Consider the following 13,044-nt stretch of genomic DNA (forward strand, 5'->3'; position numbering starts at 1 on the left):
GCCGGCAAGGGGAGGAAGGGCGGCTATGGACTTCGAGGAGCTATTGGCATGCATATCCGAAGGAAGGTATGACGGGGAGGCCGTGGCGCAATTCGGACAGGAATGGCTGCCCGGTATCGTCAGACACTTGGCGGGCAGGGAAGCGCGTCTCCGGAACCGCCGTCTACGGCAGGACGATTATGCGGACATTGCCGCCAAGGTGCTGGAGATCGTCTTGCTGCGCTGCCGGCCCGGATTGGGCGAAGGCCGGGCGCTGCGCGCCTGGGTATGCCAGGTCGTTCAGAATGTGGCAAGGAACAAGCTCAGGGAAAGGCACCCGGTCCCGATTCCGCCCGGGACCGCTCAGGATTGGCTCGACCGGACGAATTCCGATCCGGCCGGGCAGCCGTTTGATGCGGGGCAGCTGGAAATATTGGAAGAAGCGATACGAGCGCTTCCGCATAATCAGCGCCAAGCAATCATATGGAGATATTGGAGAGGTTGTTCGGCGATGGAGACGGCGCGGCACATGCATTGCAGCCCCAACCAGGTCGATCAATGGGCGCATAAGGCGCGGACCACGCTGGCCCGGACGCTGGAGCCGTATTTTCCCCGGGACGGAGCGCGTTTGGCGCAGCATGCGTCGGAAGGGGATGGCGCTCGGGAGGCGGCGATGCGCTTGGCCCGCAATGGCGCGGATACGCTTCGCGAAAGCCGCGGCCTGTATGCGCCAGACTTGGCGGTCCGATTCGATGCGGCGGAGTTCGCGGAAGGTATGAAGCCGGCCTGCCATACCGTCGAGCCGCTCGTCATGGATAGCTTCCTGCTTATGCGATTTGCCTGGGAAGATGCCGTCCTTCGGTTGACAGAAGCGAGTCTGCTCGCGCGTATGATGCCCGGTCGGCTGTCCCGACTGCTGGCCGGGGAGCTGCATCTATGGGAGCTTGCCGATGAAGAGCGAAGTCTCCTGCTTCGGACATTGAACGTTCGCGATACCGCCCTGACCGCCGCCTTGAGCGCGGACTGGCGCGTCTTTACGGCCGCATGGCCGACACCCTATCACAATGTGGAGAGGAAGGATGCCTTTGTTCGCGGTATACTATGACACGAAGCGGCTGACGAAGCCGGGTACGGAGTACGAAGCGAGAATGGATCTGATACGGCTGCAAGCGATGTTTCTCAATCTGAAGATCGAGGAGTGCCGCAAAAGTCTGGCCGCACGAGCCGTCGTGCCGGGAAAGGGCGGGGCGGGCCGGTTTTGATCGAGTGCATGCCCCCGGCTGAATGACACAATCCGTAGAAAGAACGACAAAGTCTCCAGTACCGTCTTTACGACGGTCTGGAGACTTCTATTTGAGTCGATCCGATTTGAAGGGGCTTCGGCTATACTTCGGCTATAGCCTTGTGACGGCAACGCCCCCGGGAACGTCAAGCTCCGCCTGACCGTGCGCATACCGGAACCGGATCGTGCCCGTCGGCACGCGAAACTCCAGCTCTACCCGCTCGAGCGACGCCGGAAGCCGCGGCGCGAACGTCACGGACGTCCAGCCCGGAGCGGCCGGCTTGATACCGGCGATTTCTTCGATAAAAAGCGGAATCGGCGCGCTGGCCCACGGGTGGCAGAGGCTTGTATTCGGCTTCAGGTCTTTGGACCATACCTCGAAGCAGGCGGTCGCGCCTTCTTTGACCATCGTGCTCCACGAATGCAGATCCTCCGAGCGCATCAGCTCGTAGACGAGCTCGTGCTCACCGGCTTCGGCAAGCCCCTTCAGAACGAAGTACGCGACGTACACCCCGCAGCTCAGCCGCTTTTCGCGAATGAGTCCGATCGCCTCCGCCCGGTCGGCTGGCTCCGTCAGCCCGAACAGCAGCGGAAATGCATTAGCGTGCAAGGAACTGTGCGCCGAGCGTTCCGCGTCCACGAACCGGTTCGTGCGGGGATCCAGAAACGCCCGCCGGAACGATTGCTTGAAGCCGGGCAAATCGTAGGACGGATCGCCGGGTAGTCCGAGCTGGCGGCGGATGTCATCCATCGTGCGCATCGCTCCGTAATAGAACGCGTTCAGCACATTGTGGCAGCCTTCACCGACGGGAGGATCGAGCGGGAAATCGTATCCGTCCCGCATCGTCTTCGGCCAGTCGACGAGATTCGGCTTATCCCGGATGGAAATCAGGCCGTCCTCGCGGCGGAAGCCGGTGAAATAGCCGATCATCCGTTCGGCGGTCGGCAGCATGCGGCGCACGAACGTCTCGTCGCCGGATTGCCGGTAATATTCCAGCAGCTGCATCGGGTATTGCAGCGAATAATCGGCGAATTCCTGCATGAAATGCCCCGGCGCCACGGCCATCAGACCGGGGCAGACGCGCGCGGACAGCAGCGCGAAGTCGAGCAGCGCCTTGCGGGACAGGCGCAAGTCACCCGACACGTAAGCATGGGCATGCGCGATAATCGTATTGTCGCCCAAGTATTGCCCTTTCTCCCGGGACGGACAATCCACATACGTTTCCTGGGAGCCGTATTTCACGCCGTTTTTGCAAATGGACCAGATGGCGTCCAGCATCGGGTCGGAGCTGGCGAAGCGCAGGGCGCCGTCATCGAGCGGATAATGGCGGACGACGGCCGCGAAGCTGCCGGGATCGGCGCGAACGCCGGGCGACGGGAGCACCTCAACGTAGCGGAACGCCTTGTAATCGTACAGCTCCAACTCGTCGACGTCGGCGCCGGACAGCGTCCACAGCTCCCGGTACGTGCAGTTGCAGCGCATGGCGTACCGGACCCGCCCATCGCTCGCCAGCTCCTCGCCGCAGCGGATTTCGATCGTTTGGCCTGCTTCTCCGCTTGCGGTCATGCGGAACTGTCCGGTACGTTCCTCGCCGAAATCGAGCAAATAGCCTTCTTCCTTCGGGAGCGGCGTCACTTGAACCGGCTCGACCTCGTACACGGCAAGAGGCGGAGTAGGCTGAAGGAACAGCCGATGATCGTCGGCGATATGCTCAAGGGCATGGCTCCAGCCGCTGTCGTCGAAATCCGGCTCCTTCCAGCCGACCCGCTTCAGCCGGTTGTCGACGTTCTCCAAATACTGCGTATTGTACCCGATAATGCCTCCGTCCGCGTACTCCGAAGCCGGCGCGATCGTCCAGGACGCGTCGGTGCTTACGACCGTCCGCTCGTCGATGGCGAGCTCCGCAATTAACCCTTGACGATAGTCCCCGCTGTTGTAGGCTCGGCAAATCAGCCCCTGGTAATACACATGCACGGCGATGACGTTGAGCCCTTCCCGCAAATAAGCGGCGATGTCGTACCGGTTGTAAAAATAATGATAATGGTTTTCTTGCGCCGGCCCTTGGCCGACAAACCGGCCGTTCACATACAGCTTGTAATAGTCGTCGGCCGTAATGTCGAGGATGGCCGATTCGGCCGCTCCGCTTGACACGAACGTTTTGCGCGCCAGCATATGGCGGTTTTTCAAATCGTCGCGATGAGGGGGTCTTTCGCCGGGCGCCAGCTCCTTGCGATACGGATCGAGCGGCTTCAAGCCGATGAACGGCTCGTCCGTGATCCAGGATGCGGACCAATGTTTTTCCATGATTCAGTCATGCCTCCATTATCTCTCTTGTACATGGTTTGTTCGGCGTAAGACCATGCGGTTCGGGCCGCCTGCCCCCAGTGTATAGCAGGGGAGTCGCGGTTTCTTGGTCAATATGCCAAAAAATCACGTCGAATTGACACGTTTGGTCCGCAAGCGGAAACGCGCCGCCCATCGGCTCGCGCCGGTCCGTTGACGCCCGATACGGAATCTGCGTTGTAAAATGTGTGGCTGTCCTATACTATACATATAAGGAAGAACGCGGGTTACTGGCAAGGAAAGGTGAGAGTGGATGAGCAAGCTGCGATTTGCAACAAAACAAAAGGTAATTGAGCTCGGTCTCGCTTTTCTCGACGGAGCTGGCGCGGGACATGTCTGCAAGGTATGTATCGCAAGCGGAGGGTCCTGCTGCCAAAGCTGTATATTTTTGAAGGAAGGCGCGGGGTGCCAGAAAAGAAATACGAGCTGCACCGCCTGGCTGTGCGGGTTTTTGAAATATATTTTGTACGAGGCGGGCATGCTCCACGACTGGGAAGCGTTCTGGGAGCAGGTGCCGGGGCAGAAATTTCGGGAGGACGAGACACCACCCTTTTTCCCTGTCGACCGGTGGCTGGACGCTCCGGATGTCGTGTTCCTGTCGCAGGCGTTTGTCGAAGATCTGAATATGCTGCTGCCGTCCCGCAACATGCTTTGGATACACGAATTGAAAGAAACGCTTGACCGCTACGTGGATAAAATCATGGACAGCGGCGATCCGGAAACCGTTCGCAAAGTCGAGAAAAAAATCGACTACATGATGGCAGACTTCCGGCATTTTCGAACGGCGCTGGAGCGGTTGGCCTAGCAATCCTATACGGTCCGCACCCGGAGGGGCAACGCCCGTCTTTAAGCACAGGCGTCGACAGAACTGTCGTCGTCTACCGGCTTCTGGCGTGAGCCCTGGCCGAGCGGGGACGGGGAGAGCCGCTTGGCCGCGTAAAATTGCGCCGGGGAATGCGGACGGGCCCATTGACAAAATCGGCTGTTGCCGGAGGAATCTGCGCGCGGATGTCGAATCGTTAACACAAAAGAATTGTCTTTAAGGAAGGGTCACGCAGCGACACAAAAAGGTGAGGTGCGGCATGTATACATTGTTGATCGTCGACGGCAACCCGAATAGCCGCGAACGCGTAGCCGGCTTATTGAATTGGAGGGCGCTCGGATTTCAGGTGACCGGCTCGTTTTCCGATGGTTTGGAAGCGCTTCAGGAAGCGGAACGCTCCCGTCCCGATATCGTGCTGGCGGATATGCGGCTGACGGCGATGGGCGGTTGGGAGCTGGGACGCCGTATCCGCGAGCGGCATCCCGGGGTAAAACTGGTGCTGATGGGCGAGCGGAACGCGTTTGAGGAAAGCCGATCGGATATCGGTCTCGAGACGGAGCAGTGTGTATGGACGCCGTTCGGCGAAGAGGAACTGCGGGAAGCGGTCATGGCGGCTGCCGACGGACTGGCGCGCGAAAGGCAAGCGGCGGAGCGGGAGGAAGCGCTGCGCCGGGAGATGAAGCGATCGCTGCCGCTGCACCGGGAACGGCTGCTTCGCGAGCTGTTTCTCGGCTTCTGGGACGGTTTGCCCGCGGAGCGGCTGCGCAGCCGGCTGGCGTTCTGCGACATGAATTTGCCGGCAGCCGGCCGTTACCGGGTGCTCCTGCTGCAGTCGGATGATGGCGGAAGCGCCGGGGAGACGAGCCTGCCGGATAGTGCCCGGCTCGCGCGTGCGCTGGAGGAACGGTTCGCCGCCCGCGGGAACCTGGGCTGGCCGCAGCCCGTTCCGATGACGGACAGCGGCGTGGCGATGCTTGCCGGCGGGGAGGCGGAAGATCCCGATACGGAACTCCTGCTCCAACTGATCGGAGAAGCGGCGGAGCTCGTCGGCGAGCCGCTGCGGTCGGGGCTGTCGGTCGGCATCAGCCGTCCGGGTCCCTTGTCCGGGGTAGCTGGGCTGTACGCCGAGACGGTCCGATCGCTAGAAGCCGGTTCGTGCGGCGACGGGACGCGCGTCGTCGCGGCGGACGAGCAGCTCGGCGAATGCGACGACCGCTGCCGCGAGCTTGCCGGGAGCGCGGAGCGGATGGTGCGGGATATGCGCGGGCTGGTGTTTTCCGACAAAACCCCGGATACGGAGGCGCTATTGAAGCGTTATTTGGGCACAAGCGAAGCGGTGCTGCCGGACTCCGAGGCCAAGCCGTTCATGCTGCTGCTGTCCAGTGCGCTGCAGCGCGTTTACGTGGAATGCGGAAAGTCGGTCAACGGACATATTTTGCTGTTCCTCAGTTTGTGGAACAAGCTTGATACGGCGACCGGTCCGGTGCAGAGCCGCACCGTGATCGATCCGCTGATCGCCCTCGCCCGGCGGCAGCTGTTCGACGAGCATCGGGCAGTCTGCGAGCAGGCGGTGAAAGATATGAAGCGCTTTATCATGAAGCGGTTTATGGAGCCGATCACGGTTCGCCGCATTGCGGACGAAGCGAAGATGAGCGTCAACCACGCAAACGCCGTGTTTCAATACAAAACCGGGCGCAAGCTGCTCGACTATTTGACGGAATACCGCATGGAGAAAGCGAAGTCGCTGCTGCGCGGGACGGATCTCGACATGGCGGCCATTGCGGAGCAGACCGGATTCGGCGGCGGGGCGGCGCGCTTCGGTCTTGCATTTCAGGCATATGCGGGGCTTACGCCGGAAGCGTACCGCGAAGCGGTCGAGCAGTCGGAGCGTTGATCGGGCAAGCCGAGGGAGTATCAAGCGAATAGGCAACGGGAGGAAGGGCACATCGAGTGCCTATTCCTGCCCGTTTTTTTCTTGCTTCGGAAGGAGAATCGCAACTTAAAACGTCGCGGAGCCGGCGCTTTCAGCGGCACGCGGAGAAAGGAGCGATAGAGAAGAAGAGGAGCTTAGCCGGAAGTAAAGCCTCCTACCGGGCGCAGCCCGTTTTCGCGGTAATGCTGGGGCGAAATGCCAGAGATTTTTTTGAAAATACGACTGAAGTAAAACGGCTCGTGGAAGCCGACCTCAAGCGCGATCGTCTTCACGCTCTTGTCCGAATGCAGCAGCAGATGCTGGGCCCGCTGAACGCGCAGCTGTTGGATGTAATGATGGATGGTCGTCCCGGCGTATTTTTTGAACACCTGGCACAAATATTCGTACTTGCGGTCGATCGACCGTTCCAGCCATTCTTTCGTCAGCTCTTTCTCGTAGGCGTTGTTCAACAGGTTGACGAGCTTGCGAAACGTAATGTACGACATCGGAAAAGCGGTATCCAGGTGGCTTTTCTCTAGAAACTCGGTCGCAATGCCCTGCAGTAGCTCGGCCAGCAGCAGCGTAGCCTGGAAGCGGAAATACCCCTCCGGCCGATTCATCGTATCGACCAGCCGCTCGAACCGGTCAAGCAGCTTGTACCGGCTGCCGTTGCGATAACGGCGGGGAAGGATCAGCTGGTCTTCGTGGCTCACTTCGACGGTCCGCAGCTCGGTCCGCTCGGCATGGACAATATTAAGATCGGAGGCGCGATTCAGTACGAATTCGTTCATGCCGGGCGAGCAAGAGAACTGCACCCAGAAAAACTTGCCCTTGGCCTGATCCGGCCCCCACCCTCCGTGCGACTCCCACGGCTTGAGCAAGATGGAATCCCCCATGCCCAGCGTCAATCGGGTTTCGCCGACGCGCAGATTGACCGTTCCCTCCGCCGCTGCGATCAGCTCGTAGTACGGGTTGTAATGATCCTGATGGAAGCTCGTATTCGTTTGCGTGTCGAGCAGGTCCGCCCATTTCACGTCGAGTATGGACAGGCGGGACATGGCGTAGTACATGGATGGCTTCCTCCGATGTTTTTATTCCAAAAAACGCATTCGTGTTCATGGTTTGCTGGCGCTGCCGTTCCTATAATGATCGTGACGGCTTTATTATAACATCTCTATAACGATTGCAGGAGGGTTCGGCATGAGCGTAAGCCTATTGAACGAGCAAGACTATTATCGGATCGTGTACGGCGGCTGGCTGGGCAAAAATATCGGGGGAACGCTGGGTGCCCCGGTCGAAGGCACGAAAGAGCTGCTCGAGCTGACCTTTTACCCGAAGCTGCCCGACGGGCCGCTGGAAAACGACGATCTGGACTTGCAGCTTGTTTGGCTGCATGCCCTGGAGCAGTATGGTCCGGGTCTGACAGCTTCCCAGCTTGGACAGGAGTGGATGGAGCATGTGTTTTTTCCGTTCGACGAGTACGGCTACGCTTTGTCCAATCTGCGGCGCGGGCTGCTGCCGCCGGTTGCGGGCTGGTTCAACAATCCGCTTACCCACTGCATGGGATCGCCGATCCGTTCGGAAATATGGGCCATGGTCGCGCCGGGCGCGCCAGAGGTCGCGGCCCGTTATGCTTACGCGGACGCGATCGTCGACCATGCCGGAGGCGAAGGGGTATACGGCGAGATGTTCTTCGCCGCCTTGGAAAGCGCTATCTTCATGGAAAAAGATCGCGACCGGCTGATCGAGATCGGCATGCGCTGCATTCCCGCCGATTGCCGGACTGCGCTGGCCTTGAAAGATTTGCTCCGCTGGCACAAGGAAGGGCATAGCTGGACGGAAACGCGCAAGCTGATTCTGGAGCATCACGGCGACGACAACTTTACCGACGCTCCGCAAAATATCGCCTTCACTATTCTCGGCTGGCTGTACGGCGAAAGCTTCGAGGACGCCATCCTGAAATCGGTCAACTGCGGCTACGATACGGATTGCACCGCGGCAACGCTTGGCGCCATACTCGGCATGCTGCTCGGGCCGGAAGGTCTGCCCGAGAAATGGGTCGCTCCCGTAGGGGATCGCGTTGTCGTCAGCCCGCCGATCAAAGGATTCCCCGCTCCGAAAAACCTAGACGAGCTGACCCGCCGTACGATCCGCATGGGCAAGCAAATATTGGCCGCGTGCGATACCGGCATTGTGGTGCATCCCGAACTGCCCACCTCATGGAGCCGCGACGCCGCGATCGTGGACGAAAGCGCCATCCGGAGCTTGTGGGAGACGAAGCCGACGTCCAACCGCTATTTGCTGCCGCAGGGCACGATCGCCAGTCCGGATGCGGAGCTGATCATCGATTACGGCGACGCCGGGCCGGCGATCGGAACCGGGCAGCAGGCCGTTGTCGCCTTCGCCTTCACGAACCGTTCGCTTGTCGCTTTGGAAGGCACGCTCGCCTTGGCTGTGCCGCAAGGCTGGAAGGGGCCGACGGAGCTGCCCGTCGCCTTGCAGCCGGGGGAAACCGTGAACTGGACAGCAGAGATCGAAGCATCGGATACGGTGCAGAGCAGCAACCGTTTGGAATGGATCTGGACGCGGTCGCACGACAATTCCTTCTGGTCGGAGCAGCGGGTGGCCTTTACGCTCGTCCGCGCATCGCGCTGGACGTTCTCGGGGCCGGACGGCGCACTGCCACAAGAGGCTTATATAGCCGGCAACCGTTTGGATTGGGGTTGCGTGGGCGAACAACAGGACGGGGTATACCGGGCGAGCACGACGCTGTACAATCCGAGCGAGCGCGAGCTGAGGCTGATCGCCGCGGCTAACGGTCCGGTTACGCTCAAGCTGAACGGAGAAACCGTTATCGCCTGCGAAGAGACGCTGGAATTCATGCCGGCGTTCCATCGGGCGCCGCGCAAGCAGCTTGTCGAGCTTACGCTGCCGGCCGGCGTTCATGAAGTCGAAGTGGAGGCCAAGCGCTCCGGCAAACCGCTGGAGGTGTATGTGCTGCCGGTATCGGCGCGGCAGACGAGCTCGCCGGGACCGTTTTATTTCGTGACCGGCGTGCAGTGGGGCGTGTAAGGATGCGGATCGACGCCCACCAGCATTATTGGAAGCCGCAGCGCGGGGATTACGGCTGGCTGACGCCGGACACGGGCGTGCTGTATCGGGACTGGCTGCCGGAGCAGTTGGAGCCGCTGCTGCACAGTCACGGCATCGCGCGTACAGTCGTCGTCCAGGCGGCGCCGACCGTTGAGGAGACGCGCTACCTGCTCGCCTTGAGCGAAGCGCATTCTTCCATTGCCGGCGTCGTCGGCTGGATCGATTTTGAATCGCCGCACTTTGCGTCAGAGCTGGAACGGATGCGCCTTCACCCCCGGTTCGTCGGCTTGCGCCCGATGATTCAGGATTTGCCGAAGGACTGGATGCTGCGGGAACCGGTCGTCCGACATATGAAGGTGCTGGAGAAGGAACGTTTTCCGCTTGATTTGCAGCTGCGGCCCCACCTGCTGGACAGCGCGGCCCGGCTGATGGAGCAGGTTCCGCAGCTGCGGGCGGTTATCGATCATATCGCCAAGCCGGTATACGGCCAAGCTTTTGCCGAATGGAAAGCGGGGATCGAACGGCTGGCCGCCTATCCGGGCATGCTGTGCAAGCTGTCCGGCATGGTGCCGGAGCAGGGCGATACGGAGTGGTCCAGCGAGTTATGGAAGCCGTATGCGGAGACGATATTCGCCGCATTCGGTCCGGAGCGGATTATGTTCGGCAGCGACTGGCCGGTCTGCCTGATCTCGGCCTCGTACGACGAGGTGGTCGAGACGGCCGCCAGTTTGCTCCCATCCGGGTGGGGCGCTGCCGAGCTTGCCGGCGTATGGGGCTTGAACGCCGCGCGCTTTTACGGGCTGGAAGATTAACAAGGGTTACAGGCGTCGGAGCCGAGCCTGTGCACGAAGGCTCCTTTCGCTTAACGGCGGAAGGGGCTTTCTGGTGTTTTGCCCTTATAAGGTAAAATACATCGATCTGGCCATCGGCGACAGGGAGATCGATATTATCCCGGCGAACGAGCTCGGTATCCGTACATGTCTGTTTCAAAACCGTACACCGGGGGCCGATTATTATATCGATTCGTACGACCAATTCGAATCCGTGATCGGGTTCCGGAAATGACAAAGAAGACGCCCTCGGGGGCGTCTTCTTTGATTTCGGACTTCAGTGGCAGTCCGGAGCGTCGTTATAGACGATGGAGTCGCCGTTCAGGACGATCAGCGGCTGCGGAACGTAAGGCTTCGCTTCAACCACGCTCGGACGTTCTTTTTGACCGTATATGGCAATGACGACCGCGACGACAGCGATTAATGGAAAGGTGATCCACTTTTTTTTGTTCATGAGGCCCGGCCCCTTTTCTGCGTTGTTCATTCGATTAAAGTATACCCCATTTCATAGTAAATGACTAGGAATATTTTTGGGCGATTCTGATTGCCTTTCATGCAAATATATTAATCCTTTATAGCTGAAATTCCAAAATTTCCATAGTATACTAGAAAAGAATAATAGCTGACATGGAAGCCCCGAAACGGACCCGATCGCTTGTCCCGCAAGGGGCGGACTCCTTATGAAAGCAGCGCAGACGGTCTGATCTTGTCGTAGTTCCCCGTACCTATTTGTCTATTTGTGAGGGTAAGTTTTGCAAAAAAGTTGAAAACCGTGTAACTTTTTTCGTCGAACGTTCGTCTATACCTTTGGGTGTATTGGATATGAACTGAATATGAACGAAGAATGACGGGAGGGAGAGTCAGGGGATGGGTTGGCTGAAACGTTCCGCCGCACACACAAAAAAGGAAACAACACCGACCGGACCGCTGCCTGCAAACGCGGGAGACATGCCGGTCGAAGGCGGGCTGTCGGAAAGCGCCGCCGGTGTCGAAGCGGTGGTCCGTACGCCGTCGCCGGTGCCGATCTTGCAGCCGAACCGCAACGAATCGGCCGTTCTCGAACCGATTTTGACCGTGAGCGGTGTCGAACGGTCTTTTCAGGTGGGCGGACAGCAGCTTCATGTGCTTAAGGGCATAGACATGGAACTGCAACCGAATCGGCTCGTCATGCTCCGGGGCCGCTCGGGCTCGGGCAAGACGACGCTGCTCAACATGATCGGGGGGCTGGATCAGCCGAACCGCGGCGAAATTTTTTTTCTGGGACATCCGTTTCACCAGTGGAACGACGACAAGCGCACGCAAGTGAGAAGGAAACGAATCGGATTTATTTTCCAGTCTTTCGCGCTTATGCCGCTCCTGTCCGCCTGGGAAAACGTCGAGCTGGCGCTTCGCATGGCGGGAGTGCCGCGCTCGGAGTGGAAGCCGCGCGTTCAGCATTGCCTGGAGCTTGTCGGCCTCAGCAAACGGATGCATCACCGGCCGTTCGAGCTATCTGGGGGCGAGCAGCAACGCGTCGCCATCGCCAAGGCGATCGCTCACCGGCCGACGCTGCTGTTGGCGGACGAACCGACCGCCGAATTGGATTCGCAGATGGGGGCGCAGGTCATGGCCGTATTCCGGGAAATTATCGATACGGAGCAGGTGACCATCTGCATGACGACCCACGACCCTACGATTTTGGAGGTAGCCGACCATGTCTATCAAATGGTTGATGGAAAATTCATCACTACATAAAGCTTGTCTCTCGATTGCGTTGACCGCTTCCCTGGTTGCCGCCACCGGCTGCTCGCTGCTGCCGAAGGAGGCCGAGGAAGAGACGCTGCCGGCTATCACTCCGCCGAAGATGTCCGAGAAGCCCGAATACGAGGTCAAGACGACAACGCTTGAAACGAAGTTGCGCGGCTCGGGACGGTTGATGTCGACCAAAGAGGAGACTCTCTACTTTACCAATGAAGATTCGCGAAGAATCAAGGACATTTATGTGAAGACGGGGGATGCCGTCACCGCCGGTCAGCTGATCGCGGAGCTCGATGTATCCACCCTGGAAAGCGATTTGCGCCAGAAGCGGCTGCAGCAGCGCAGCGAAGAGCTGAAAATGATCGAGACGTTGCGCAAAAACGACGGCTCTCAATCCGCAGAAGAGCTGGAGCAAGCCAAAATCCAGTTCGAGCTGAAGAAAGAAGAGCTGACCAAGCTGGAGCAGACGATCGCCAAAGCGAAGCTGGTCGCGCCTTACAGCGGCACGATCGTCTCCATCGCGGTCAAGAAGGGCGACAACGCAAAGGCCTACGACGATATCGCGGTCATCGCCGACCTGACCCAGCTGACGGTAGCGGCCGACCTGAGCACGGACGATCTGAAGAAGGTTGCGCTCGGCATGGAGGTTCTCGTCGACATCAATTCCGCCGGTCAGCACAAGGGCAAGGTGAAGCAGCTGCCGCTGCCGAAGAAGGACAACAACAATAACGGAGGCAATATGCCGGGACAGCCGAAGACGCAGGACACCATCGAGAACTACCTGCTCGTCGAGCTCGATTCGTTTCCGCAAGGCTTGAACCGGGGAACGCCGCTCAGCGTTACAGTTATTGCCCAGCGCAAAGAGAATGCCGTCGTCATCCCGGCCGCTGCCTTGCGTACTTATTCCGGACGCAATTACGTGCAGGTGATTGACGAGAAAAAGAACAAACGCGAGGTTGACGTCGAAATCGGCCAGCAATCGTCCACGGAAGTGGAAATTGTCAAAGGCTTGCAGCCGGGGCAAAAAGTGGTGGGGAGATAACG

General features: G+C 59.4%; 12 protein-coding genes. 9 read left to right on the plus strand and 3 right to left on the minus strand.

The features are described from left to right. Nucleotides 1-25 precede the first annotated feature (25 nt). Nucleotides 26-1,084, plus strand: coding sequence for an RNA polymerase sigma factor (locus ABD796_RS10880; protein ID WP_344907253.1), 1,059 nt, complete (start codon nucleotides 26-28; stop codon nucleotides 1,082-1,084). Further along, nucleotides 1,059-1,241, plus strand: a complete 183-nt coding sequence (locus ABD796_RS10885) for a hypothetical protein (RefSeq protein ID WP_344907256.1) — start codon at nucleotides 1,059-1,061, stop codon at nucleotides 1,239-1,241. The genes ABD796_RS10880 and ABD796_RS10885 overlap by 26 nt, the downstream gene beginning before the upstream one ends. Nucleotides 1,242-1,373: 132 nt before the next feature. Here the strand turns inward: ABD796_RS10885 and ABD796_RS10890 are convergent, their stop codons facing one another. Continuing rightward, entirely contained in the window at nucleotides 1,374-3,566 is a 2,193-nt protein-coding gene (locus tag ABD796_RS10890; RefSeq protein ID WP_344907259.1) for a family 78 glycoside hydrolase catalytic domain, read from the minus strand. Between the two features lie 292 nt (nucleotides 3,567-3,858). On the opposite strand from ABD796_RS10890, the gene ABD796_RS10895 reads away from it, so the two are divergent. Beyond that, on the plus strand, nucleotides 3,859-4,410 hold the full coding sequence (locus ABD796_RS10895; protein ID WP_344907262.1) for a hypothetical protein: 552 nt from the start codon (nucleotides 3,859-3,861) through the stop codon (nucleotides 4,408-4,410). Nucleotides 4,411-4,687: 277 nt separating this feature from the next. Then, complete coding sequence (locus ABD796_RS10900) at nucleotides 4,688-6,322, plus strand: helix-turn-helix domain-containing protein (protein WP_344907265.1); 1,635 nt, start codon at nucleotides 4,688-4,690, stop codon at nucleotides 6,320-6,322. Nucleotides 6,323-6,495: 173 nt separating this feature from the next. Here the strand turns inward: ABD796_RS10900 and ABD796_RS10905 are convergent, their stop codons facing one another. After that, nucleotides 6,496-7,410: a helix-turn-helix domain-containing protein gene (locus ABD796_RS10905; RefSeq protein WP_344907268.1), complete on the minus strand. Its 915-nt coding sequence runs from the start codon at nucleotides 7,408-7,410 to the stop codon at nucleotides 6,496-6,498. Nucleotides 7,411-7,540: 130 nt separating this feature from the next. Between ABD796_RS10905 and ABD796_RS10910 the strand changes: the two genes are divergently transcribed. From ABD796_RS10910 to ABD796_RS10920, 3 genes are all read left to right on the plus strand, one after another. Beyond that, nucleotides 7,541-9,412, plus strand: a complete 1,872-nt coding sequence (locus ABD796_RS10910) for an ADP-ribosylglycohydrolase family protein (protein WP_344907271.1) — start codon at nucleotides 7,541-7,543, stop codon at nucleotides 9,410-9,412. 2 nt (nucleotides 9,413-9,414) lie between these two features. Continuing rightward, nucleotides 9,415-10,245 carry an amidohydrolase family protein gene (locus ABD796_RS10915; protein ID WP_344907276.1) on the plus strand — a complete coding sequence of 277 codons (831 nt, stop codon included), beginning with the start codon at nucleotides 9,415-9,417 and terminating at the stop codon, nucleotides 10,243-10,245. A gap of 73 nt (nucleotides 10,246-10,318) precedes the next feature. Then, nucleotides 10,319-10,498, plus strand: coding sequence for an HAD family hydrolase (locus tag ABD796_RS10920; RefSeq protein WP_379116170.1), 180 nt, complete (start codon nucleotides 10,319-10,321; stop codon nucleotides 10,496-10,498). A gap of 42 nt (nucleotides 10,499-10,540) precedes the next feature. Here ABD796_RS10920 and ABD796_RS10925 read toward each other — a convergent pair whose 3' ends face one another. After that, entirely contained in the window at nucleotides 10,541-10,717 is a 177-nt protein-coding gene (locus tag ABD796_RS10925; RefSeq protein ID WP_344907279.1) for a hypothetical protein, read from the minus strand. 413 nt (nucleotides 10,718-11,130) lie between these two features. Here ABD796_RS10925 and ABD796_RS10930 point away from each other — a divergent pair, with 413 nt between their 5' ends. Together ABD796_RS10930 and ABD796_RS10935 are read left to right on the plus strand one after the other, a co-directional pair. Then, a complete protein-coding gene (locus ABD796_RS10930; protein ID WP_344907282.1) occupies nucleotides 11,131-11,997 on the plus strand; it encodes an ABC transporter ATP-binding protein in 867 nt (288 codons plus the stop codon). Next, a complete protein-coding gene (locus ABD796_RS10935) occupies nucleotides 11,957-13,042 on the plus strand; it encodes an efflux RND transporter periplasmic adaptor subunit (protein WP_344907285.1) in 1,086 nt (361 codons plus the stop codon). Before ABD796_RS10930 ends, ABD796_RS10935 begins: the two co-directional genes overlap by 41 nt. Nucleotides 13,043-13,044 lie beyond the last annotated feature (2 nt).

The sequence above is a fragment of the Paenibacillus hodogayensis genome (assembly GCF_039536325.1).
GTDB classification, from domain to species: Bacteria; Bacillota; Bacilli; order Paenibacillales; family NBRC-103111; genus Paenibacillus_AB; species Paenibacillus_AB hodogayensis.

Excerpts from the sequence above, each read along its gene's own strand:
- ABD796_RS10895 (WP_344907262.1), top strand. The coding sequence starts at position 3,859 with ATGAGCAAGCTGCGATTTGCAACAAAACAAAAGGTAATTGAGCTCGGT.
- ABD796_RS10885 (WP_344907256.1), top strand. The coding sequence starts at position 1,059 with ATGCCTTTGTTCGCGGTATACTATGACACGAAGCGGCTGACGAAGCCG.
- ABD796_RS10880 (WP_344907253.1), top strand. The coding sequence starts at position 26 with ATGGACTTCGAGGAGCTATTGGCATGCATATCCGAAGGAAGGTATGAC.
- ABD796_RS10910 (WP_344907271.1), top strand. The coding sequence starts at position 7,541 with ATGAGCGTAAGCCTATTGAACGAGCAAGACTATTATCGGATCGTGTAC.
- ABD796_RS10900 (WP_344907265.1), top strand. The coding sequence starts at position 4,688 with ATGTATACATTGTTGATCGTCGACGGCAACCCGAATAGCCGCGAACGC.
- ABD796_RS10890 (WP_344907259.1), bottom strand. The coding sequence starts at position 3,566 with ATGGAAAAACATTGGTCCGCATCCTGGATCACGGACGAGCCGTTCATC.
- ABD796_RS10930 (WP_344907282.1), top strand. The coding sequence starts at position 11,131 with ATGGGTTGGCTGAAACGTTCCGCCGCACACACAAAAAAGGAAACAACA.
- ABD796_RS10915 (WP_344907276.1), top strand. The coding sequence starts at position 9,415 with ATGCGGATCGACGCCCACCAGCATTATTGGAAGCCGCAGCGCGGGGAT.
- ABD796_RS10925 (WP_344907279.1), bottom strand. The coding sequence starts at position 10,717 with ATGAACAAAAAAAAGTGGATCACCTTTCCATTAATCGCTGTCGTCGCG.
- ABD796_RS10935 (WP_344907285.1), top strand. The coding sequence starts at position 11,957 with ATGTCTATCAAATGGTTGATGGAAAATTCATCACTACATAAAGCTTGT.
- ABD796_RS10905 (WP_344907268.1), bottom strand. The coding sequence starts at position 7,410 with ATGTACTACGCCATGTCCCGCCTGTCCATACTCGACGTGAAATGGGCG.